Source organism: Achromobacter sp. HZ34 (assembly GCF_002209485.1).
In the GTDB taxonomy this organism is placed as follows: Bacteria; Pseudomonadota; Gammaproteobacteria; order Burkholderiales; family Burkholderiaceae_B; genus Bordetella_C.
The window spans coordinates 309810-333344 of sequence record NZ_NJIX01000008.1 but is presented as its reverse complement, the minus strand read 5'-3'; the positions used below and the strand labels follow the sequence as shown (position 1 = coordinate 333344).

General features: G+C 63.8%; 18 protein-coding genes. 13 read left to right on the top strand and 5 right to left on the bottom strand.

Annotation, left to right across the window (positions count from 1 at the left end):
• Window positions 1-10: 10 nt before the first annotated feature.
• From CEY05_RS27395 to gltA, 3 genes are read left to right on the top strand one after another with little or no spacing between them, the layout of a single operon-like run.
• Window positions 11-727, top strand: coding sequence for a succinate dehydrogenase iron-sulfur subunit (locus CEY05_RS27395; RefSeq protein WP_088600428.1), 717 nt, complete (start codon window positions 11-13; stop codon window positions 725-727).
• Between the two features lie 18 nt (window positions 728-745).
• Window positions 746-1006, top strand: a complete 261-nt coding sequence (locus CEY05_RS27390) for a succinate dehydrogenase assembly factor 2 (RefSeq protein WP_088600427.1) — start codon at window positions 746-748, stop codon at window positions 1004-1006.
• 16 nt (window positions 1007-1022) lie between these two features.
• Window positions 1023-2333, top strand: coding sequence for a citrate synthase (gene gltA, locus CEY05_RS27385; RefSeq protein WP_088600426.1), 1311 nt, complete (start codon window positions 1023-1025; stop codon window positions 2331-2333).
• Between the two features lie 80 nt (window positions 2334-2413).
• Here gltA and CEY05_RS27380 read toward each other — a convergent pair whose 3' ends face one another.
• The 3 genes from CEY05_RS27380 to CEY05_RS27370 form a co-directional block, all read right to left on the bottom strand.
• A complete protein-coding gene (locus CEY05_RS27380) occupies window positions 2414-3340 on the bottom strand; it encodes an AEC family transporter (protein WP_088600425.1) in 927 nt (308 codons plus the stop codon).
• A gap of 200 nt (window positions 3341-3540) precedes the next feature.
• Entirely contained in the window at window positions 3541-3993 is a 453-nt protein-coding gene (locus CEY05_RS27375) for a DUF2214 family protein (RefSeq protein ID WP_088600424.1), read from the bottom strand.
• Window positions 3994-4080: 87 nt separating this feature from the next.
• The gene (locus CEY05_RS27370) at window positions 4081-4929 is read right to left on the bottom strand and encodes a LysR substrate-binding domain-containing protein (RefSeq protein WP_088600423.1); all 849 of its coding nucleotides are present in this window, start codon (window positions 4927-4929) and stop codon (window positions 4081-4083) included.
• A 101-nt stretch (window positions 4930-5030) separates the two neighbouring features.
• Between CEY05_RS27370 and CEY05_RS27365 the strand changes: the two genes are divergently transcribed.
• Window positions 5031-6041 carry a tripartite tricarboxylate transporter substrate binding protein gene (locus tag CEY05_RS27365; protein ID WP_158219440.1) on the top strand — a complete coding sequence of 337 codons (1011 nt, stop codon included), beginning with the start codon at window positions 5031-5033 and terminating at the stop codon, window positions 6039-6041.
• Between the two features lie 12 nt (window positions 6042-6053).
• On the top strand, window positions 6054-7145 hold the full coding sequence (locus tag CEY05_RS27360) for an Ldh family oxidoreductase (RefSeq protein WP_088600421.1): 1092 nt from the start codon (window positions 6054-6056) through the stop codon (window positions 7143-7145).
• 179 nt (window positions 7146-7324) lie between these two features.
• On the opposite strand, the gene CEY05_RS27355 is transcribed toward CEY05_RS27360, so the two are convergent.
• Window positions 7325-9616, bottom strand: a complete 2292-nt coding sequence (locus tag CEY05_RS27355) for an NADP-dependent malic enzyme (RefSeq protein ID WP_088600420.1) — start codon at window positions 9614-9616, stop codon at window positions 7325-7327.
• A 192-nt stretch (window positions 9617-9808) separates the two neighbouring features.
• Here CEY05_RS27355 and CEY05_RS31320 point away from each other — a divergent pair, with 192 nt between their 5' ends.
• From CEY05_RS31320 to CEY05_RS27325, 8 genes are all read left to right on the top strand, one after another.
• A complete protein-coding gene (locus tag CEY05_RS31320) occupies window positions 9809-9979 on the top strand; it encodes a hypothetical protein (RefSeq protein WP_158219439.1) in 171 nt (56 codons plus the stop codon).
• Window positions 9980-10210: 231 nt separating this feature from the next.
• Window positions 10211-13081, top strand: coding sequence for a 2-oxoglutarate dehydrogenase E1 component (locus tag CEY05_RS27350; protein WP_088600419.1), 2871 nt, complete (start codon window positions 10211-10213; stop codon window positions 13079-13081).
• A 71-nt stretch (window positions 13082-13152) separates the two neighbouring features.
• On the top strand, window positions 13153-14385 hold the full coding sequence (odhB, locus tag CEY05_RS27345) for a 2-oxoglutarate dehydrogenase complex dihydrolipoyllysine-residue succinyltransferase (protein ID WP_088600418.1): 1233 nt from the start codon (window positions 13153-13155) through the stop codon (window positions 14383-14385).
• 186 nt (window positions 14386-14571) lie between these two features.
• Window positions 14572-15999, top strand: a complete 1428-nt coding sequence (gene lpdA / locus CEY05_RS27340; protein WP_088600417.1) for a dihydrolipoyl dehydrogenase — start codon at window positions 14572-14574, stop codon at window positions 15997-15999.
• A gap of 89 nt (window positions 16000-16088) precedes the next feature.
• A complete protein-coding gene (gene zapE, locus CEY05_RS27335) occupies window positions 16089-17180 on the top strand; it encodes a cell division protein ZapE (RefSeq protein ID WP_088600416.1) in 1092 nt (363 codons plus the stop codon).
• A gap of 63 nt (window positions 17181-17243) precedes the next feature.
• Window positions 17244-18638: a tryptophan--tRNA ligase gene (locus tag CEY05_RS27330; RefSeq protein ID WP_088600415.1), complete on the top strand. Its 1395-nt coding sequence runs from the start codon at window positions 17244-17246 to the stop codon at window positions 18636-18638.
• A gap of 1 nt (window position 18639) precedes the next feature.
• Window positions 18640-19344: a hypothetical protein gene (locus CEY05_RS31875; RefSeq protein ID WP_233161728.1), complete on the top strand. Its 705-nt coding sequence runs from the start codon at window positions 18640-18642 to the stop codon at window positions 19342-19344.
• Between the two features lie 65 nt (window positions 19345-19409).
• Window positions 19410-20849: an MDR family MFS transporter gene (locus tag CEY05_RS27325; RefSeq protein ID WP_233161727.1), complete on the top strand. Its 1440-nt coding sequence runs from the start codon at window positions 19410-19412 to the stop codon at window positions 20847-20849.
• A gap of 153 nt (window positions 20850-21002) precedes the next feature.
• Here the strand turns inward: CEY05_RS27325 and tex are convergent, their stop codons facing one another.
• Window positions 21003-23432, bottom strand: a complete 2430-nt coding sequence (gene tex, locus CEY05_RS27320) for an RNA-binding transcriptional accessory protein Tex (protein WP_088600413.1) — start codon at window positions 23430-23432, stop codon at window positions 21003-21005.
• Window positions 23433-23535 lie beyond the last annotated feature (103 nt).

The following is a 23535-nucleotide window of genomic DNA, read 5'->3' as shown; positions in this document are numbered from 1 at the left end:
GGATGCTGGCATGAGCACCAAGCGTATCGTTAAATTCGAGATCTACCGCTACGATCCTGACAAGGATGAGCGTCCCTATATGCAAAAGCTGGACGTCGAACTCCAGCCCACCGACAAGATGCTTCTCGATGCGCTGGTGCGCATCAAGAACGATGTCGATGACAGCCTGGCCCTGCGCCGCTCGTGCCGTGAAGGCGTGTGCGGTTCGGACGCCATGAACATCAATGGCAAGAACGGGCTTGCCTGTACCACCAACCTGCTCGAGCTGAAGCAGCCTATCGTGCTGAAGCCCCTGCCGGGTTTGCCCGTGATTCGCGATCTGATCGTGGACATGACGCACTTCTTCAACCAGTACCACTCGATCTCGCCGTATCTGATCAACGATACGCCGCCGCCCGAGCGTGAGCGCCTGCAGTCGCCGGAAGCTCGCGAGGAACTGGATGGTCTGTACGAGTGCATCCTGTGCGCGTGCTGCTCGACGTCGTGCCCGTCGTTCTGGTGGAACCCGGACAAGTTCGTCGGCCCGGCTGGCCTGCTGCAAGCCTACCGTTTCATCGCCGATAGCCGCGATGAAGCGACGGGCTCGCGTCTGGACAACCTGGAAGATCCGTATCGTCTGTTCCGTTGCCATACCATCATGAACTGCGTCGACGTCTGCCCGAAGGGCCTGAACCCGACGAAGGCCATTGGCAAGATCAAGGAACTGATGGTCCGGCGCGCGGTCTAGTCATAGAAGGGTGTGAATATGAGCGAGCTTACCGATCTTGACCGCACCCGCCTGCGTTGGCGGGCGCGCCGCGGTCTGCTCGAGAACGACCTGATTATTACCAAGTACCTGGACGCGTACGAGTCGTCCTTGACGAATGAAGACGTTGCGGCTTTGACGCAGCTGTTCGAAATCGGCGATAACGACTTGCTCGATCTGTTGCTGGCGAGAAAAGAGCCGGAAGGCGATCTGGACACGCCGACGCTACGCGAAATCATCCACAAGATGCGCGAGCTATAACTTAGAGAGGAATGTGATGAAACTGTCAGACAACAAAGCCACCCTATCTTTTTCGGACGGCTCCGCTCCCGTCGAATTCCCGATTTACCAGGGTACGGTAGGTCCGGACGTCATCGACATTCGCAAGTTGTACGGCCAGACGGGTATGTTCACGTATGACCCGGGCTTCATGGCCACGGCGGCTTGCTCTTCGGCCATCACCTACATCGACGGCGACAAGGGCGAGCTGCTGTATCGCGGCTACCCCATCGAACAGCTGGCGGTGAAAACCGACTTCCTCGACATCTGCTACCTGATCCTGAATGGCGAACTGCCGGATGCCGCTCAAAAGGCGGACTTCGACTCGCAGGTGACCCATCACACGATGGTCAACGAGCAGTTGCATTTCTTCCTGCGCGGCTTCCGCCGTGACGCGCACCCGATGGCGGTGCTGACCGGCCTGGTCGGCGCACTGTCGGCGTTCTATCACGACTCGCTGGACATCACCAATCCGCAGCACCGTCACATCTCCGCGATCCGCCTGATCGCCAAGATGCCGACCCTGGTGGCGATGGCGTACAAGTATTCGCAAGGCCAGCCCTTCATCTATCCGCAGAACGACCTGTCGTACACCGGCAACTTCCTGCGCATGATGTTCGCCACGCCGTGCGAAGACTACAAGGTGAACGAAGTGGTCGAGCGCGCGCTGGACCGCATCTTCATCCTGCATGCCGATCACGAGCAGAACGCGTCGACCTCGACCGTGCGCCTGTGCGGTTCGTCGGGCACCAACCCGTTCGCTGCCATCGCGGCCGGTGTGGCTTGCCTGTGGGGCCCGGCTCACGGCGGCGCCAACGAAGCTTGCCTGCAGATGCTGGAGCAGCTGCAAGCCGAAGGCGGCGTGGCCAAGGTTGGCGAGTTCATGGAGAAGGTCAAGGACAAGAACTCGGGCGTGCGCCTGATGGGCTTTGGCCATCGCGTGTACAAGAACTACGACCCGCGCGCCAAGCTGATGCAGCAGACGTGCAAGGAAGTGCTGGCGGCCCTGGGCCTGGAAAACGATCCGCTGTTCAAGCTGTCGATGGAACTGGAACGTATCGCCCTGGAAGATCCGTACTTCGTGGATCGCAAGCTGTACCCGAACGTCGACTTCTACTCGGGCATCGTGCAACGCGCCATCGGCATCCCGACCGCGCTGTTCACGGCCAACTTCGCGCTGGCGCGTACCGTGGGCTGGATTGCCCAGTGGAACGAAATGCTGTCCGATCCCGACTACAAGATCGGCCGTCCGCGCCAGTTGTTCACCGGTTCGGTCAGCCGCAACGTGCCGGATCGCAAGAAGAAGTAATTGCGTCGCTAAGTTTGCGTCGCTTGGTTCGCGATGAAAAAAGCCTGTGCTTTGCACAGGTTTTTTTTATGCGCTGCGGCTCATAGCCACGAAGTCAGTAGCAGCACCGAGGCGGGCAGGGAGATGCCGGCGATGACGGTCTGGACGGCGATGATGCCGGCCATGAGGGGGGCGTCGCCGCCCAGTTGGCGCGCCATGATGTAGGAAGACGACGCGGTCGGCAGGGCCTGGAAGATGATGGCGGCAGTCGCGGCCGGGCCGCTCAGGTTGAAGACGTGGCACGCCAGCACGGTGACCAGGGGCATCAGGGCGAATTTGAATACGGATGCGAAGATCGTCGGCCGCATCCACGTGCGGGCGGCCGCGAAGTCCAGGGCCGCGCCGACACATAACAGGCCCAGCGGCAGGGAGGCTTGCCCCAGCGACTTGAGCACCTGTTCGAATATGCCGGGCAGGGGAAAGTCCGTGGCCTTGAGCACGATGCCGACGACGCTGGCCACCACCAGCGGGTTCAGCGCCAGCTGCTTCAGCACATTCTTCAAGGACAGCTGGCCGATGTTGCCGTAGCGGGCGAACACCAGCACGCACAGGACGTTGACGGTGGGAATGATGGCGGCATTGGCGACAGCGGCCAATGCCACGCCCTGGGAGCCCAGCAGCCCGGCCGCCGCGGAAATCCCCACGTAGTTGTTGAAGCGGATCCCGCCCTGGAATATCGAAGTGAAGGCCGGATCGCCCACGCCGGCGGTCTTGCGCGTCGCCAGCACCATCAGCGCCACGAGGGTCGTCGAGCAGACCAGCGTCACCACCATCGCCTTGATAGGCAGGCCATCCAGCTTGGCGGTCGCCAAGCCATGCACGAATAGCGCGGGCAGCAGGATGTAATAGCTGAGACGTTCGGCCTGCGCCCAGAACGGATCCGACAGGACCTTGCGACGGCGTAGCTCCCACCCCAGGGCAATCAGCATTGCGATAGGGGCAACCGAGGCGAGCAACGCGGCAATCATTCAGTCTCCAGTTTGCGTTTATAGATTTACGCAATGATTAGAGGCTGAACAATAACCTGCACGACTAATGACGTAAAACGATAAATAATCTGATTCAAGCGGGGAAGGCGCTTGAATCAGACTATCCGCCGGGATGCCCAGCGCCGAATGCAGTCGCCAGATCATGGGCAGTGTCAGTGCGCGCTTCCAACCCGCCGATATTACCGTCCCACGCCGCGGGCCATCATGGCCGCGCACAGGGGCAGCAGCAGGAACAGGTGCGCTTCGATCATCACCCAGCGGCGGATGCGGGCGATTTCCTGGTTGGTGGGGACGAAACCCGGCAGGTGGCTGGCCTGGCGCCGCCATTTGATGAAGGCGATGGTGGGCCGCGCCGAGCACAGGGCGATGACGACGAACAGGGTCATCTTGGCGTGGAACCAGGGATTGGGCGTGTAGAACTGCACGCCCTTGGCGCCCAGGAACAGGCGCAGCAGGCCGGTCGCCAGGACCAGCACCGCACAGGCAGCGTAGAACATGTCGTAGGTGGCCAGGCGCCTTACGGTCGCCGCCTGCATATTGGGGCGCAGCAGCACGGCCTGGGCGGCCATCGGAACCAGCAGGCCGAAGATGGCCAGGTAATGCAGCCAGGCGAGCAGGGCGTCGGTCACCATGATGCAGCCTCCAGATGCCGCAGCGTTGCGGTGAGCATGAGGGTCTCCTTGAGTAGCCGCGTCGTTGCAGGAAGCATGGTGTCTCCTTCAGAAACTGCAATGCTGCAGTGAGTCGAAAAGCCGTTGCGCCAAGGGCTTGGTGCCCACGGAGCTGAGATAGAGATTGAAGCTGACGTCCGGCAGCCGCGGCAAGGCGGCATCGTCGCCCAGCACGCGCAGGTCGCTGCCCAGCATTTCGACGGACCGCGCCGTCACGCCCAGGCCGGCGCGTACCGCGGCCCGCACCCCCACGACCGTGGGAGAAGTGTAAGTGATGCGCCACGGCACGCCGGCGCGTTCCAGATGCTCGATGGCCAGGCGCCGGAACAGGCTGGATTCGGCGGCGACGATCAGCGGCAGGGGGCGCGCCGGATCGTGCCGGTACCCGGATGCGCACATCCAGACGATGGGGGAGGTGCGCAAGGTCAAGGCCCGCAATTCGGGCGCTTCGCAGGCGGCTACCGTCATGTCGATGTCACCCTGCCGCAGCGACTGCACCAGATGCGGGCTGCGTCCCATGTGGATGGCGATGCGCAGCTCCGGGTACAGGCTGGAGCAATGCGCCAGGAGGTTCGGCAGGATGGTGTCGGCGATATCGTGCGGCGCGCCCAGGCGGACCTCGCCCGAGACGCTGCTGCCGTCGATGGCCATGCAGGCTTCGTCGTTGATGGCCAGCAGGCGGCGCGCATAGTCGAGCAGTTGGCGGCCTTCGCCAGTCAGCCGCTTGCCGCGCCCGACGCGTTCGAACAGGCGCTTGCCGGTCTGCGCTTCCAGCCGCTGCATTTGCTGCGTCACGGCCGACTGGCTGCGCGTCACGCTGTGCGCGGCGGCGGCGAAGGACTCCCGTTCCACGACTGCGACGAAGGTCCGCAGCAATTCCATATCGAGGTTGCGCATCTCACTTCAGTTTTTCTGATGTATTTCGCTTGGAAAGTGGCTTTTTTGGGGCATGAACGGTGTTTATAGTCTTCCAATCATAAAAAACCAAGGAGACAATGATGCACAGGCATTTGCAGGCCTTCACCATGGCGCTGGCGCTCACGCTGGCCGGCACGGCAGCGGCGGCCGGCTACCCGGACCACCCCATACGCATGATCGCGCCGTTCGCCCCTGGTGGCGGATCCGATGTCGTGGCGCGTCTGGTGGCGCAGAAGCTGATGCCCATCCTGGGCCAATCGGTGGTGGTGGAAAACCGTCCCGGCGCCTCAGGCATCATCGGTGCCGATCACGTGGCCAAGGCCGCACCGGATGGCTATACCATCCTGATGACCAACAGCGCGCTCACCAGCAACCCGTGGCTGTACAAGTCCCTGCCGTACAACACTGAGAAGGATTTCGTGCCGGTGATCGAGCTGGCCAGTTCTCCGACGCTGCTGGCGGCCTATCCCAAGGCGCCGTTCAATACCGTGCCGGAACTGGTGGCTTATGCCAAACAAAATCCGCGCCACGTAACGGTGGGCACGCCGGGCGCGGGCCAGATGTCGCACCTGGCCGCGGAGATGCTGGAACAGGCCAGCAATGCCGAGTTGATGATGGTGCATTACAAGGGAACCGCGAATTCGCTGGCCGATCTCATCAGCGGCAACATCATGATGTCCTTCGGCACGGTGCCCGGCTTCGTGGGGCAGATCAAGGCGGGCAAGCTCAAGCCCATCGCGGTTGCCAGCGCACAGCGCGTGCCGGCGTTGCCTGACGTGCCTACCGTGGCGGAAACCTATCCCGGTTTCGAGATGACCGTTTGGTTCGGGGTGTTCGTTCCCGCCGGTACACCCGCCTCTGTGGTGCAGAAGCTGAATGCGGCGATGGGCGAGGCATTGAAGGACCCTGCCGTGCGCAGCCGTTTCGCGGACGAAGGGCTGGAGCCCGCCGCCGGCACGCCCGCGCAATTCGACGCGCTGTTCCGCAAGGCTGGCGGGTTGGGGCAAGTTCATCAAGGAACGCGGCATCCGCATCGCGGATTGACGGAAGCGGCAAGCAGCGACCAGCCGGCGGCAACTAGCAACGAGTAAGAAGGAAACGATATGCAGAATCCTGACAACAGTCCAGGCGCGAGCGCCACGCCCACGCCGCTGGATCCCGACGCCTTACGCGCCTTTGCCGCCGCGGTGTACCGCAGTGTCGATGTACCGCCGGACGACGCCGCGCTGGCGGCCGACACGCTGGTGCAGGCCGACCTGTGGGGGCATCAGTCGCACGGCATGCTGCGGCTGGGGTGGTACTACGCGCGGTTGCGGTCGGGGGCGATGAAGGCGCATACCGATTGCCGCATTGCCGTCGACGGCGGCGCGGTGGCGGTGCTGGATGGCGCCGATGGCGTCGGCCAGGTGGTGGCGCGGCGCGCCACCGACGAGGCCGTGCAGCGGGCGCGCAAGCATGGCGTGGCGGTGGTGTCGGTGCGCAATTCGAATCACTTCGGCACCTGCATGTACTACACGCGCATCGGTGCACAGGCCGGATGCGTGACGATGCTCATGAGCAATGCCGGGCCCAATATGGCGCCCTGGGGTGGGCTGAAGAAGAAGATAGGCACCAATCCCTGGTCCATCGCGGCGCCCGCTGGCGCGCGGCCGCCTGTGGTGATGGACATGGCCAATTCCGGCGTGGCGCGCGGCAAGATCTACCTGGCCAATAACCGGCACGAAGCGATACCCAGCCATTGGGCGGTGGACAAGGATGGCCATCCCACCACCGATCCGGCTGCCGCGCTGGAGGGCTTCATACTGCCTATGGCGGGGCACAAGGGCTACGTCATGGGCGTGATGATCGACGTGCTGTCGGGCGTGCTTTCCGGCAGCCAGTTCCTGGATGGCGTGCATGGGCCTTATGACCCGGTGAACCGCAGCGGGGCGGGGCATTTCATGCTGGCGGTGAATGTGGCTGCCCTGATGCCGGTGGAGGAATTCCATGCGCGCATGGATGCCTACATCGCGTCGCTCAAGGATGTGCCGGTGGCGCCGGGGCATGAGCAGGTGTACTACCCGGGGGAGATGGAAGCGCAGGCTGACCAAAGAAATCGTGCCGCGGGCTTGTATCTGGCTCCCGAGACCTTGGCCGACCTGGGCCGCGTTGCGGACGAGGCTGGATTGAAGTGGGGAGATTTCTTCCCGGCTTGATTCGTCCCGCGCCTTTTGCGAAGACCGAAGCAACTTGAGAGAGATTTAATTTTTTTGGGGGAGACCCCCAATGGCCCCCTGATTGAAGAGGCGTTCTTTACTGGACCGGAGTCAAAGCCCCCACCGTCGCACAACGGTGGGGGCTTCGCTTTACCGCGCGCTGGTATCAGCGCCAGCAATCAACGGCGCCGTTGCGTCGCTTCCTGCTGCGCATCCACTACGGCCAGGGCCGTCATGTTGACGATGCGGCGCACGGTGGCGCTGTTGGTCAGGATGTGCACCGGACGCGCCGCGCCCAGCAGGATGGGGCCCATCGCGATACCGTTGCTGCCAGTCATCTTCAGCATGTTGTACGTGATGTTGCCCGTGTCCAGATTGGGCATGACCAGCAGATTCGCCGGACCCTTCAGCTTGCTGTCCGGATACGAAGCCGCACGGATCTTGGCCGACAAGGCAGCATCGGCATGCATCTCGCCATCCACTTCAAGATCGGGCGCACGCTGTTCGACCAGCTCGCGCGCCTTGGCCATCTTGTTCGACGATTCCGTCGGCCGGCTACCGAAGTTCGAATGCGACAGCAGGGCAATCTTCGGCACCACGCCAAAGCGCAGCATCTCGTCGGCAGCCTGCACCGTGATGTCCGCCACCTGTTCAGCGTCCGGATTCTCGTTGACGTGCGTGTCGGCGATGAACAGCGTCTGGTCGGGCAGCATCAGCACGTTCAACGCGGCATACGTGGACGCGCCTTCCTTGCGGCCGATCACCTCGTCGATGTATTTCAGCTGGTTGTCGTAGCGGCTGCTCACGCCGCACAGCAACGCATCGCCGTCACCACGACGCAGCAACATGGCGCCGATCAGCGTGTTGTGCTTGCGCACCATCGCCTTGGCGATGGTCGGCGTCACGCCGTGGCGGGCGCGCAGCTGATAGAAGGCATTCCAGGTCTCGTTGAAACGCTCGTCGTCTTCCGGATCGACGATCTGGAAATCCGAGCCGGCGCTCAGGCGCAAGCCAGCCTTTTCGATGCGCATCTGGATCACCGCGGGGCGGCCGATCAGAATGGGCTGGGCCAGCTTCTCGTCCACCACGGTCTGCACCGCGCGCAGCACGCGTTCGTCTTCGCCATCGGCGTAGATGACGCGCTTGGGCGCCTTCTTGGCCTGCTGGAACAGCGGACGCATCAGTTGGCCGGAGTGGTAGACAAAGCCCATCAGCTTCTGGCGATAGGCTTCCATGTCCTCGATGGGACGCGCAGCCACGCCCGAATCGGCGGCAGCCTGGGCCACGGCCGGCGCGATCTGCACGATCAGGCGCGGATCGAAAGGCTTGGGAATGATGTATTCCGGCCCGAAGGTCAGGTCCTGGCCGGGATAGGCGCGGGCCACTTCATCGTTCTGCTCGGCTTCGGCCAGTTCGGCGATCGCCTTCACGCAAGCCAGCTTCATTTCTTCCGTGATGCGGCTGGCGCCGGCGTCCATGGCGCCGCGGAAGATGAAGGGGAAGCACAGCACGTTGTTGACCTGGTTCGGATAGTCCGAACGGCCCGTGGCGATGATGCAATCAGGGCGCGCGGCCTTGGCCACTTCCGGGCGGATTTCCGGATCGGGATTGGCCAGGGCCAGGATCAGCGGTTGGCGGGCCATGGTCTTGACCATGTCGCCGGTCAGCACGCCGGCGGTCGAGCAACCCAGGAAGACGTCGGCGTCCTTGACGATGTCCGCCAGGGTGCGCGCGTCGGTCTTCTGCGCATAGCGCAGCTTGTTGGGCTCCATGTTTTCTTCACGGCCAACCCAGATCACGCCACGCGAGTCCGTGACGTAGATGTTCTTCAGTTGGACGCCCAGGTGCACCAGCAGGTCCAGGCAGGCGATGGCGGCGGCGCCGGCGCCCGAGCACACCAGCTTGACGTCTTCGATGCGCTTGTCGACCACTTTCAGGCCGTTCAGGATGGCGGCCGAGGAAATGATGGCGGTGCCGTGCTGGTCGTCATGGAAGACCGGAATCTTCATGCGTTCGCGCAGCTTCTTCTCGATGTAGAAGCACTCGGGCGCCTTGATGTCTTCCAGGTTGACGCCGCCCAGCGTGGGCTCCAGCGCCGCGATGATGTCGACCAGCTTGTCCGGATCGGTCTCGGCCAGTTCGATGTCGAACACGTCGATGCCGGCGAATTTCTTGAACAGGCAGCCCTTGCCTTCCATCACCGGCTTGGCGGCCAGCGGGCCGATGTTGCCCAGGCCCAGCACCGCGGTGCCGTTGGTGATCACGCCCACCAGGTTGCCGCGCGAGGTGTATTTGGAAGCGGCATCGTCGCCTTCCGCATGAATGGCCATGCAGGCCGCGGCCACGCCGGGCGAATAGGCCAGGGACAGGTCGTCCTGCGTGGCCAGGGTCTTGGTCGGCGTGACCGAAATCTTGCCGGGCGTCGGATATTGGTGATAGTCCAACGCCAATTTGGTCAGGTTGTCATCCATTGCATACTGCCTTTAACGATGCGAAAAGTGGGGCGGCAAAGCCGTGATCGGAATCAGGATTCGGAATTCGGAAGACGGCAAGAATAGCGCTTATTGCTGTCACCGGTCACATCGCACGCAATGCGAAACAGCATTCGTTGCATGTTGCGGTGCCGCAAAGCAGGGTGTTCGGGGTGATCAGCTGGCAACAGGGTGGGGCTGACTTTTTCTTCGTCCATTCCGGCCGTGCTGGTGGCCTGCGCCCTGGCCTTCGCGGTGGTGTTCGGTTTCCTGGTGGCGGCGGCCTGCGGCTATGTGGCGGGCCTGGCGGTGTTCGTGCTGGTGTCGTGCGGGTACGGACGCCGGCTACTGAATACCCCCTGAAATCGGATCCAGTGTTGTATGCACCGCAGCATCAAGTCTCGTCATGTAAATTTAAAGATCCCGTTTCGGGAACCCGCCGGTCTTTCTTTTGCCAAAGCGCTATACTCCGCCGAATAGGCTATTGAGGCTTGTACGTGCCTTCTGCCCCGCTATCCGCTAATCGGTGAAGCCGTGTCGCGGAAGGTTTTCCTGCATCGCACGGGTGAAGCACCCGGTAAGGTGAAGCAACACATGTCGACTGAGAACGAATCCAGACTTAATTCTTATCTGTTCGGGAGCAATGCTCCCTACGTCGAGGAGCTCTATGAAGCCTACCTCGACAATCCGGCGGCGGTATCGGACAACTGGCGTAGCTATTTCGATCAGTTGCAACACCAGCCCGCGACGGATGGACAGGAAACCACTCGCGACCGCGCCCATGCGCCGATCATCGAATCCTTCGCCCAGCGCGCCAAGGCCAATGCCTTCGTGCACCGCGGCCAGGAACCGGATCTGTCGATGGCGTCCAAGCAAGTGTCGGTACAGTCGCTGATCGGCGCCTACCGCACGCTGGGCTCGCGCTACGCCGACCTCGATCCGCTCAAGCGCCAGGAACGCCCGGCCATCCCCGAGCTCGATCCGGCCTTCTACGGCTTGACGGAAGCCGACCTGGACCAGGTCTACTCCGCCACGAATACCTACTTCACGACCGCCAGCACGATGACGCTGCGCGACATCCTGAAGGCATTGCGCGATACGTACTGCCGTACGATCGGCGCCGAATTCTCCCATGTGTCCGATCCCGTGCAGAAACGCTGGATCCAGGAACGCCTGGAATCGACGCTGAGCGCGCCGGCCGTGACGCCGGAGCATAAGCGCCATATCCTGCAGCAGCTGACCGAATCCGAAGGTCTCGAGCGCTTCTTGCACACGAAATACGTGGGTCAGAAGCGCTTTTCGCTGGAGGGCGGTGAAAGCTTCATCGCCTGCATGGACGAAGTGGTCAACCACGCCGGCGAAAACGGCGTGCAGGAAATCGTCGTGGGCATGGCCCACCGCGGCCGCCTGAACATGCTGGTCAACATCATGGGCAAGATGCCCGGCGACCTGTTTGCTGAATTCGAAGGCAAGCACGCCGAAGGCCTGTCCGATGGCGACGTGAAGTACCACAACGGCTTCTCCAGCGACCTGTCGACCCGTGGCGGTCCGGTGCACCTGTCGCTCGCGTTCAACCCGTCCCACCTGGAAATCGTCAACCCCGTCGTCGAAGGCAGCGTGCGCGCCCGCCAGGAACGCCGTGGCGATCATGAAGGCAAGCAGGTCCTGCCGGTGCTGGTGCACGGCGACGCCGCCTTCGCCGGCCAGGGCGTGGTCATGGAAACGCTGAACCTGGCGCAGACCCGCGGCTACGGCACGGGCGGCACCATGCACCTGGTCATCAACAACCAGATCGGCTTCACCACGTCCGACCCGCGCGATTCGCGTTCGACGCTGTATTGCACCGACGTCGTCAAGATGATCGAAGCGCCGGTGTTCCACGTCAACGGCGACGATCCCGAGGCCGTGGTGTTCGTCACCCGCCTGGCGCTGGACTACCGCGCCCAGTTCAAGCATGACGTCGTGGTCGACATCGTTTGCTTCCGCAAGCTGGGTCACAACGAGCAGGACACCCCCTCGCTGACGCAGCCCCTGATGTACAAGCGCATCGGCCATCACCCCGGCACCCGCAAGGTCTACGCCGACAAGCTGCTGGCCCAGGGCGTGCTGGCCGAGGGCGATGCCGAACAGCTGGTGAAGGACTACCGCCAGCTGATGGAAGACGGCCATCGCACCATCGAACCGGTGCTGACCGACTACAAGAGCAAGTACGCCATCGACTGGTCGCCCTTCATGGGCGCCAAGTGGACCGACCAGGCCGACACCGCGGTGCCGCTGGCCGAACTCAAGCGTATCGGCGAGAAGATCACCACCGTTCCCGAAGGCTTCACGCCGCACCCGCTGGTCGCCAAGCTGCTGAACGACCGCCGCTCCATGGCGCAGGGCAACCTGAACCTGGACTGGGGCATGGGCGAGCATCTGGCCTTCGCCACCCTGGTGGCGTCCGGCTATGCCATCCGCATCACCGGCCAGGACTCGGGCCGCGGCACGTTCACCCACCGCCACGCGGTGCTGCACGACCAGAACCGCGAGCGTTGGGACGACGGTACGTACATTCCCCTGCAGAACGTGTCGGAAGGCCAGGCGCCTTTCGTCGTGATCGACTCGGTGCTGTCCGAAGAAGCCGTGCTGGGGTTCGAATACGGTTACTCCAGTGCCGAACCGAACACGCTGACCATCTGGGAAGGGCAGTTCGGTGACTTCGTCAACGGCGCCCAGGTCGTGATCGACCAGTTCATCAGCGCCGGTGAAGCCAAGTGGGGCCGCCAGTCGGGCCTGACCCTGATGCTGCCGCACGGCTACGAAGGCCAGGGTCCGGAGCACTCGTCGGCACGTATCGAACGCTTCCTGCAGCTGTGCGCGGACAACAACATGCAAGTGGTGCAACCCACCACCGCCGCGCAGATCTTCCACCTGCTGCGTCGCCAGATGATCCGCCCGTTCCGCAAGCCGCTGGTCATCCTGACGCCGAAGTCGCTGCTGCGTAACAAGGATGCCGGTTCGCCCCTGACCGAACTGGCGGGGGCCAGCTTCAAGCCTGTGATCGGCGAGTTGGACGATTCGATCAAGCCCGGTTCGGTCAAGCGCGTGCTGGCTTGCTCGGGCAAGGTGTATTACGACCTGGTCAACGGCCGCAAGGAACGCGAGCTGGACAACGTCGCGATCATCCGTGTCGAGCAGCTCTATCCGTTTGCCCACAAGGCTTTCGAAACCGAACTGCGCAAGTACCCCAAGGCCACGGAAGTGATCTGGGTGCAGGACGAACCGCAGAACCAGGGCCCGTGGTTCTACGTGCAGCACCATCTGTACGAAAACATGAGTGAAGGGCAAAAGCTGGCGTACGCCGGCCGAGCCGCCTCGGCTTCGCCCGCGGTGGGCTACATGGCCAAGCACCAGGAACAGCAGAAGGCGCTGGTTGAACAGGCGCTGGCCCCGAAGTACAAGGGTTTCATGCTGACCAAGTAAGCGCTGGATAAGCGTAAGGGGCGCCCGCGGGCGCCCCGCGTCACGAACATTCACTATACGGATTCATAAAAATGGCTATTACTGAAGTTGTCGTCCCCCAGCTGTCCGAATCGGTTTCGGAAGCGTCCCTGCTGACCTGGAAGAAGCAGCCTGGCGCTGCCGTCGAAGCGGATGAGATCCTGATCGAAGTGGAAACCGACAAGGTCGTGCTGGAAGTGCCGGCTCCCGCCAGCGGCGTGCTGGCCGAGATCGTCGAAGCCGACGGCGCCACCGTGACCTCGGGCCAAGTGATCGCCCGCATCGACACCGCCGCCAAGGCCGCTGCTGCCCCGGCCACCGCGCCCGCCGCCGAAGCGCCCAAGGCTGCCGCCGCCGTTGCCGCCGCGCCGGCTGCTGCCCCGGCTGCCGCTTCGTCCTCGTCGTCGTCGGTCGCTTCGCCCGCCGCCGCCAAGATCCTGGCCGAGAAGGGCGTCGCCGCCGGTGACGTGGCCGGTTCGGGCCGCGATGGCCGTATCACCAAGGGTGATGCGCTGGAAGCCAAGGCTGGTGGTGCAGCCAAGCCTGCCGCCGCCCCTGTCGCCCCCCCGACGCTGTCCCTGGACGGCCGTCCGGAACAGCGCGTGCCGATGAGCCGCCTGCGTGCCCGTATCGCCGAACGCCTGCTGCAATCGCAGTCGGAAAACGCCATCCTGACGACGTTCAACGAAGTCAACATGAAGGCGGTCATCGACCTGCGCAACCAGTACAAGGAAAAGTTCGAGAAGGAACACGGCGTGAAGCTGGGCTTCATGTCGTTCTTCGTCAAGGCCGCCGTGGCCGCGCTGAAGAAGTACCCGATCCTGAACGCTTCGGTCGATGGCAAGGACGTGATCTACCACGGCTACTTCGACATCGGCATCGCCGTGGGCAGCCCGCGCGGCCTGGTGGTGCCGATCCTGCGTAACGCTGACCAACTGTCGATCGCCGACATCGAGAAGGCCATTGCCGACTTCGGCCGCCGCGCCGCCGACGGCAAGCTGGGCATCGAAGAGATGACCGGCGGTACGTTCTCCATCTCCAACGGCGGTGTGTTCGGTTCGATGCTGTCGACCCCGATCATCAACCCGCCGCAAGCCGCCATCCTGGGCATCCATGCCACCAAGGAACGTCCGGTGGTGGAGAACGGCCAGATCGTGATCCGTCCGATCAACTACCTGGCCATGTCCTACGACCACCGCATCATCGACGGCCGCGAAGCCGTGCTGGGCCTGGTCGCCATGAAGGAAGCCCTGGAAGATCCGCAGCGCCTGCTGCTGGAAATCTAAGCAGCGCCGCCGACGGCCGCTTGCATCGGCAAGCGGCTGTCGGCCGGTACGCGCTTGCCGCGCGCGCCTGGGACATGGGTTCCAGGCCTTGGCAAACGTACCGGCCAGCCGGTTACACCGGCGCCTCCTTTCACCCGGGCGGGGCGCGTGTTTCTTCCGCCGTCCGCCCCCTCTAGCGAGAACACCATGTCCAAACAATTCGACGTCATCGTCATCGGCGCGGGCCCTGGCGGCTACATCGCCGCCATCCGCGCGGCCCAGCTGGGCAAGTCGGTGGCGTGCATCGACGCCTGGTCGAACGAGAAGGGCGGCCCCGCCCCCGGCGGTACGTGCACCAACGTGGGTTGCATCCCCTCCAAGGCGCTGCTGCAATCGTCCGAACACTTCGAACAGCTGAACCATCACTTCGCTGAACACGGCATCGAAGCCAAGGGCGCCACCGTCAACGTGGGAACGATGATTGGCCGCAAGAACAGCGTGGTCAAGCAGAACAACGACGGCATCCTGTACCTGTTCAAGAAGAACAAGATTTCCTTCTTCCACGGCAAGGGCGAGTTCGCCGGCAAGGCCGATGGCGGCTATGCCATCAAGGTGACCGGTCCGACGACGGAAGACCTGGTCGGCACGCACATCATCGTGGCCACCGGTTCGGCACCGCGCGCGCTGCCGGGCCTGCCCTTCGACGAAAAGAACGTGCTGTCCAACGACGGCGCGCTGGCCATCGGCGCCACGCCGAAGAAGCTGGGCGTGATCGGCGCTGGCGTGATCGGCCTGGAAATGGGCAGCGTGTGGCGCCGCCTGGGCGCCGAAGTGACCGTGCTGGAAGCCTTGCCCGAGTTCCTCATGGCCGCTGACGGCCAGGTTGCCAAGGAAGCGCTGAAGGTCTTCACCAAGCAAGGCCTGAACATCCAGACCGGCGTCAAGATCACCGAGACCAAGGCTGGCGCCAAGGGCGTGAACCTGACGTACACCGATGCCAAGGGCGTCGAGCAGAAGCTGGCCGTGGACAAGCTGATCGTCTCGATCGGCCGTGTACCTTACACCGACGGCCTGAAGGCCGACACGGTGGGCCTGAAGCTGGACGAGCGCGGCTTCGTGGCCGTGGACGACGAGTGCAAGACCAATCTGCCCAACGTCTGGGCCATCGGTGACGTGGTGCGCGGCCCCATGCTGGCGCACAAGGCCGAGGAAGAAGGCGTGGCGGTGGCCGAGCGTATCGCCGGCCAGCATGGCCACGTCAACTTCGCCACCGTGCCGTGGGTCATCTACACCTCGCCCGAGATCGCCTGGGTGGGCAAGACCGAACAGCAGCTCAAGGCCGAAGGCCGCGAGTACAAGGCCGGCAGCTTCCCCTTCCTGGCCAACGGCCGTGCGCGCGCCCTGGGCGACACCACGGGCTTCGCCAAGGTGATCGCCGATGCCAAGACCGATGAGGTCCTGGGCGTGCACATCATCGGCCCGATGGCCTCGGAACTGATTTCCGAAGCCGTGACCATCATGGAATTCCGCGGCGCCGCCGAGGACATCGCGCGCATCTGCCATGCGCACCCGACGTTGTCCGAAGCCGTCAAGGAAGCCGCGCTGGCGGTCGACAAGCGCACGTTGAACTTCTGATCCTGATCGACGTGATCCGGGGGGCGGGTTGTCATGGCTCGCTCCCTTTTCTTTTGTGACGCCGGGCTGCTCTGCCGCCCATGAACTCCATGAACGTACGCGAGTACTACCAGCAGGCCCTGTCCGAACGCGGCTTCCAGCCCGACGATGCCCAGCGACGGGCGGTCGACCGGCTGCAGAAGTATTACGACGACTGGGTGTCCTTCAAGGCCATGCGGTCCAGCAAGCTGAAGAAGCTGCTCAACCGCCCCGACGTGCCGCGCGGCGTGTACCTGTGGGGCGGGGTGGGGCGCGGCAAGAGCTTCCTGATGGATGCCTTCTACGCCACCGTGCCGGTGGTGCGCAAGACGCGCGTGCACTTCCATGAGTTCATGCGCAGCGTGCATCGCGAGATGCAGGAAGTGAAGGGCATGGCCGATCCGCTGGATGAAGTGGCGCGGCGTATCTCCAAGCGCTACCGGCTGGTCTGCTTCGACGAGTTTCACGTGTCGGACGTGGCCGACGCCATGATCCTGCACCGTCTGCTGCTCAAGCTGTTCGAGTACGGCGTGTCCTTCGTGATGACGTCGAACTATGAGCCGAAGACGCTGTATCCGGATGCCCTGTATCGCGAACGCATCCTGCCGGCCATCGAGCTGATCGAAAACCGCATGGATATCCTCAACGTCGATGCCGGTGTCGATTACCGGCGCCGTACGCTGGAACAGGTCAAGTCCTACCACTGTCCGCTGGACCAGGCGGCCGAGGAAGCGCTGAATGCGGCCTTCGACAGCCTGGCGGACCGGCCGCGCGAAGATCCGGTGCTGCACATCGAGCATCGCGAGATCCGCTGCGTGGCGCTGGCCGGCAGCGTGGTGTGGTTCGATTTCAACACGCTGTGCGGCGGGCCCCGTTCGCAGAACGATTATCTGGAACTGGCCAGCCGCTTCCAGGCCGTGATCCTGTCGGGCGTGCCCAAGCTGGAGCCGCGCCATGCGTCCGAGGCGCGCCGCTTCACATGGCTGATCGACGTGTTCTACGACCATCGCGTCAAGCTGATCATGTCGGCGGCGGTGGAGCCGGAGCAGATCTATACCGAAGGCACGCTGTCCAACGAATTCCACCGCACCGTGTCGCGGATCCTGGAAATGCAGTCCAAGGAGTACCTGGACTCCGACCGGCGCGATACGGTGGCGCTGTAAGCGGGGTGGCCAAGGAGGCACGTTAAACTACGTGCTTTCCTGCTTCCTTCGCGAACTGCCGCCATGAACACCCGCGTCCTCACCGGCATTACCACCACCGGTACTCCCCACCTCGGCAACTACGCAGGCGCCCTGCGCCCGGCGATCGAGGCCAGTGCCTCCCCCGGGGTCGACGCGTTCTACTTCCTGGCGGATTACCACGCACTGATCAAGGCGGATGACCCGGTACGGGTGTCCCGTTCGCGCCTGGAAATCGCCGCCACCTGGCTGGCGGCAGGGCTGGATCCGGAACGCGTGACCTTCTATCGCCAATCCGACGTTCCCGAGATTCCCGAACTCAGCTGGGTGCTGACCTGCGTCACGCCCAAGGGCTTGATGAATCGCGCCCATGCCTACAAGGCTTCGGTGGACCAGAACACCGAGAAAGGCGTGGAGCCGGATGACGGCGTCACCATGGGCCTGTTCTCCTACCCCGTGCTGATGGCCGCGGACATCCTGATGTTCAATGCCAACAAGGTGCCGGTGGGCCGCGACCAGATCCAGCATCTGGAAATGGCACGCGACATCGCCCAGCGTTTCAACCACACGTACAAGGGCGATTATTTCGTGCTGCCCGAAGTGGTGATCGCCGAGGAAGTAGCGACCTTGCCGGGCCTGGACGGCCGCAAGATGTCCAAGAGCTACAACAACACCATTCCGCTTTTCGAGGGCGGTGCCGCGGCGCTGCGCGCGGCGGTGATGCGCATCGTCACCGATTCGCGCCAGCCGGGGGAAGCCAAGAATCCCGACGACAGCCACCTGTTCACGCTGTTCCGCGCGTTTGCGACGCACGAGGAATCGGCCGAATTCCGTGCCGCGCTGCTGGCGGGCATGGGTTGGGGCGAAGCCAAGCAGGCGTTGTGCGATCGCCTGGAACGCGAGCTGGCGGAGAAGCGCGAGCGCTATGACGCCCTGATGGCGCGGCCGGACGACATCGAGGACATCTTGCTGGCGGGCGCCGTCAAGGCCCGCAAGCTGGCCGCGCCGCTGATGGAGCGCGTGCGTGAGGCAGTGGGCCTGCGGACCTTGCGCGGCAGTGCCGCTGCCAAGGGTAGCGGCAAGAAGGCCGCCGCCAAGAGCGCGCGTTTCGTCAGCTTCCGCGACGAGGAGGGCAAGTTCCGCTTCCGTCTGATGTCGGCCGAAGGCGTGGAATTGCTGCTGTCGGTGGCTTACGCCGATCCCAAGGAAGCGGGGGCGGTAGTGAAGCGCCTGCAGGGCGGTGGGGCCAAGGTGTTGGCGAATTACGATTCCCAGACTTCGGTGGTAGTGGAGGGCGTGGAAGTCGTCAAACGAGTTGGCTACGTGGTCGAGATGGATGGCGCGGTCGTGGCGCATAGCCCGGAAGGCCTGGATGCCGACGCGTCCGACTCCGGCGCTCAAGCGACGCGGACAGCGTTGGCCAGCCTGCAGGCGGCCTGACATGGGCGGTTTGCAAGATCTCACCGGTTTGCGGGAACTGGCCACTGAAATCGGCGTGCCGGTCGCGCCGGTCCTGGCCGACTGTATCGAGCGCGGGTTGACGGCCTATCCGGACGATTTCCAGGACAACTACCAAGCCATCCTGCAAAGCCAGCCGCCGGCCCTGGCCAGCACCTATGATTTCGAATGGACCGGCCTGGACGAGGCCCGCACCTTGTGTGAAGAGTGGCTGGTGCCGTCCAGCCAGCATGGCAATGCCTTCCTGCCATTCGGCATGTCCGGCGCGGGCGACGTGTATGCCCTGATCCGCCTGGCCGACGGACGGACCGGTTGCGGCGTCGTCCTGCATGACCAGGACGACAGTGAAATGCGCTACGGCAGCTTCGAGGACTTCGTCTGCGCGCAGTTGCTGGATACGCTGCACGACCTCAGCCACCTGACCGACGATCTGGACATCGACGCTGCCGCGCAATGCGTGCGCGCCGACATCATGCGCCTGGCGCCCTCGCTGCCAGGCCAGTCCGGCATGCTGTTGATGGGCGCCGCATCGCGCGAGCCATTCTCCACGTCCATCCAGCGCGGCCCCAAGGCCAAGCCGGAACAGGTCGTGGCCTTGATCACGGCGCAGGAACACGCGGATCTCATCGCCCGCTTCCTGCTGCCGGAGCCGGTAACTTTCAATACCACCCCGCCCTGGGAAATCTGATCATTTCATCTACGGTTCTGCCGCCCGCTGCGCGCAAGCGGGTATTTGCCGGCCTGCTGCTGGCCATGCTGCTGGGGGCTTTGGACCAGAGCATCGTTGCGACGGCCCTGCCGGTCGTCACCACGGAGTTGGGCGGCCTCAACCACCTGGCCTGGGTGGTGACATCCTTCATGCTGACGTCGACCGTCAGCGCGCCGCTGTACGGCAAGCTCTCGGATATGTACGGCCGCAAGCCGCTGTTCGCATTGAGCATCGTCCTGTTCGTCGGGGCCTCGGTACTGTGCGGCGTCGCGGATTCCATGCCGGGTCTGATCCTGGCGCGGGCCCTGCAGGGGCTGGGCGCGGGCGGGCTCATGACCCTGGCGCAGACCATCATCGCCAGCATCGTGCCGAACCGCGACCGGGCGCGCTATCAAGGCCTGTTTACCGCGACTTTTGCGGTAAGCAGTGTTGCCGGACCGATATTGGGGGGCGTCATCACGACGCATCTTTCCTGGCGCTGGATATTCCTGATCAATCCTCCACTGGGTATCGCGGCACTGCTTCTGGTGCTTTCCTCCTTGCCCGGCGGTCTGCAGCGTGGCCATCATGCGATCGACTATATGGGCGCGGCACTGGTGACTGTCGGCACCTCGGCGTTGTTGCTGCTGTTCAATTCAGCCGGGATTCCGCTGGCAAGTAGCGATTTCGCCCGAGCGGCATTGATCGTGGTGGCGATCGGCGCGTTTGCCATGCTGTACTTTGTCGAGCGGCGGGCACGCGAACCGCTCATCGACCTGAAGCTTTTTCGCAATGCCTCGTATTCGATATGCGTGGCGGCGTCCGGCCTGATGTCCTTCGCCATGATGGGATCGCTGATTTTCATGCCGCTTTATTACCAGTTGGTATTGCATCAGACACCGACGCAATCGGGCGCCATGGTCCTGCCGCAGGTAGCGACCATGGTTATCAGCTCGGTGGTGGGTGGGCGCTTTGGCACCACTCCGGCGCGCATTCACGCGATGTTGCCGCTGGGGGTGGGATTGGAGTGTCTTGGACTGGTGCTGCTGGCGGTTTTCGCGCACTTCGGATTCAGCGTGCCCGCTTTTCTGTTCGCGGTTGGCGTGCTGGGGTGTGGAATGGGTATGGGCATGTCCATCGCCACGGTAATCGTGCAGAACTCGGTGAGTGAGTCGGTGCGTGGCGCTGCTACCGCAACGATGTCTTTCGTGCGTTCGCTCGGCGGGTCCTTGGGCACCGCGGTATCCGGTGCTGTCATGGCCTATGTGTTGAATATGCAGTTCGCTACCTTGAACGCCGGCATCGACGCCGGCACCTTCCTGGAACGCGGCCTGAGCGCGGTTGCCGCCCTGGCGCCGGAGCAACAGCTCATTGTCGTCGACATGTATCGCCAGTCCATAGGCGCCAGCCTGGTCGCCGGCGGCATCTTCATGTTCGGCGGCTTCCTGCTGGCGCTGAAGCTGTTCCTGATGCGCGCGGACGACAGCTTCAAATCGAACGCGTGAAGGTAGTTTTGCGCAAGCTCGGGTCTGGCAAAGTGCCAAGGGTCGGAAAAAAGGGGATCTCTATCGAGATCCCCTTTTGCGTCGCGACTAGCAACAGTGCGGTCGGCGCGGCTGCGGTGCTGTGTTGCCAGCACCCCGCGCCAGTCGTCCGCCTTAGCGTTTCAGCTTCGCGAACGCATCGGCCATCGCGCTGTTCATCGCGGCGCCAGCGCCACCACCGTTGCCGCCGCGGCTGTCCTGGCCGCCGCGACCGCCGCGGTTGCCCTGCCCACCGCCAGCGCCACCCGGGCGGCCGGCACCGGCCCCACGGCCGCCGCCTTCGGCACCGGCGGTACGGCGCGCAGGTTGCGCGGTGTCGTTCAAACGCATGGTCAGCGCCACACGCTTGCGCGCCACGTCGACTTCCAGCACCTTGACCTGCACGGTCTGTCCAACCCGCACCACATCGCGCGGATCCTTGACGAATTTCTCCGACAGGGCCGAGATGTGGACCAGGCCATCCTGGTGCACGCCGATGTCCACGAAGGCGCCGAAGTTGGCGACGTTGGTCACCACGCCTTCGAGAATCATGCCTTCGTGCAGATCCTTCAGCGTTTCCACGCCTTCCTTGAACGTCGCCGTCTTGAACTCGGGACGCGGATCGCGGCCCGGCTTTTCCAGTTCGGTGAAGATGTCGCGCACGGTCGGCAGGCCGAAACGCTCGTCGGTGAAGTCCGACGGCGAGACACCCTTGAGCGCATCGCGCTGCCCCATGATCTGGCGCACTTCGGTCTTGATGCGGTCCAGGATACGTTCGACCACGGGATAGGCTTCCGGGTGCACGGACGATGCATCCAGCGGGTTCTCACCGCCCTGGATACGCAGGAAGCCGGCCGCCTGTTCGAAGGCCTTGTCGCCAAAGCGCGGCACCTTGCGCAGCGCTTCGCGCGAGGGGAACGCACCGTTTTCGTCGCGCCAGGAAACGATGTTCTTGGCGAGCAGGGAATTCAGGCCCGACACCCGCGTCAGCAGCGGCGCCGAGGCGGTGTTGACGTCCACGCCCACCGCGTTCACGCAATCCTCGATGACCGCGTCCAGCGAACGCGCCAGCTCGCGCTGGTTGACGTCATGCTGGTACTGGCCCACGCCGATGGCCTTGGGCTCGATCTTCACCAGTTCCGCCAGCGGATCCTGCAGGCGGCGCGCGATGGAGACCGCGCCGCGGATGGTGACGTCCAGGTCGGGGAATTCCTGCGCGGCCAGTTCCGATGCGGAATACACCGAAGCGCCCGCTTCGGACACGACCACGCGGGTCAGCTTCAGGTCGGGGTAGGCCGTGGACAGGTCCGCCACCAGTTTCTCGGTTTCGCGCGAGGCCGTACCGTTGCCGATCGCCACCAGTTCGATCTTGTGCTTGGCGGCCAGGGCAGCCAGTACCTTGATCGAGCCTTCGCGGTCGCGGCGCGGCTCGAAAGGATAGATCGTGGCGTTGTCCACCACCTTGCCGGTGGCGTCGATGACCGCCACCTTGCAGCCGGTGCGGATGCCGGGATCCAGGCCCAGCACGTTCTTGGGGCCCGCCGGCGCGGCCAGCAGCAGATCCTTCAGATTGGCCGAGAACACGCGGATGGCCTCGGCTTCGGCTTCCTCGCGCAGGCGGCCGACCAGTTCGCTTTCGAACGTGGTGAGCAGCTTGACGCGCCACGTCCAGCGGCACACTTCACCCAGCCAGCGGTTGCGCGGCGACGCATCCAGGCCGAACAGGTTGTTGCCCAGCTTCAAATGGCTGGCGACACGCGTCACGCAGGGATGCGGCGTCTGCGCTTCCAGTTCGGCTTCCAGGCCCAGGCGCAGTTCCAGCACGCCTTGCTGGCGGCCGCGCAGCAGCGCCAGCACGCGGTGCGAGGGCAGGGTGCGCAGCGGCTCATTGAAATCGAACCAGTCGCGGAAGTTGGCGCCTTCGGCTTCCTTGCCGTCGGCCATCTTGGAGTACAGCAGGCCGGTGCCCCACAGATGGGCACGCATGTCGGCCAACAGGTTGGCATCCTCGGCATAACGCTCGGCGAGGATGTCGCGTGCGCCGTCCAACGCCGCCTTGGCGTCGTTGATGGCGGCTTCGGCATTCAGGTATTGCGCGGCCAGCTCGGCGGGATCGCAGGCGGCGTCGGCCAGGATGGCTTCGGCCAGCGGCTCCAGGCCGGCTTCGCGGGCGATCTGGGCACGCGTGCGGCGCTTGGGCTTGTAGGGCGCATAAAGGTCTTCCAGGCGCTGCTTGGTGTCGGCCGCGCGGATTTCCGTTTCCAGCTCGGGCGTAAGCTTGCCCTGCTGGCCAACGGAATCCAGGATGGCGATGCGGCGCTCTTCCAGTTCGCGCAGGTAACCCAGGCGGACTTCCAGATTGCGCAGGACGGTATCGTCCAGGCCACCCGTGGCTTCCTTGCGGTAGCGCGAGATAAAAGGCACGGTCGCGCCATCGTCGAGCAATTCGACGGCAGCGGCGATCTGCGTGGCGCGCGCGCCGAGTTCTTCAGCCAGCTGAGCAATGATGCGGGCCTGATCGACGCCGGCTTGGCCGGCGCTCGTGGTAGCGGAAGTTTCGGACATCTCGATACAACGACAAAATGGAAAAAGAAAACCGTCCCCGGCGGGCTTGCCGCCCGGGACGCCCCGTGGGCAAGAGGCGGATTGTGCCACACGCTCAACATCG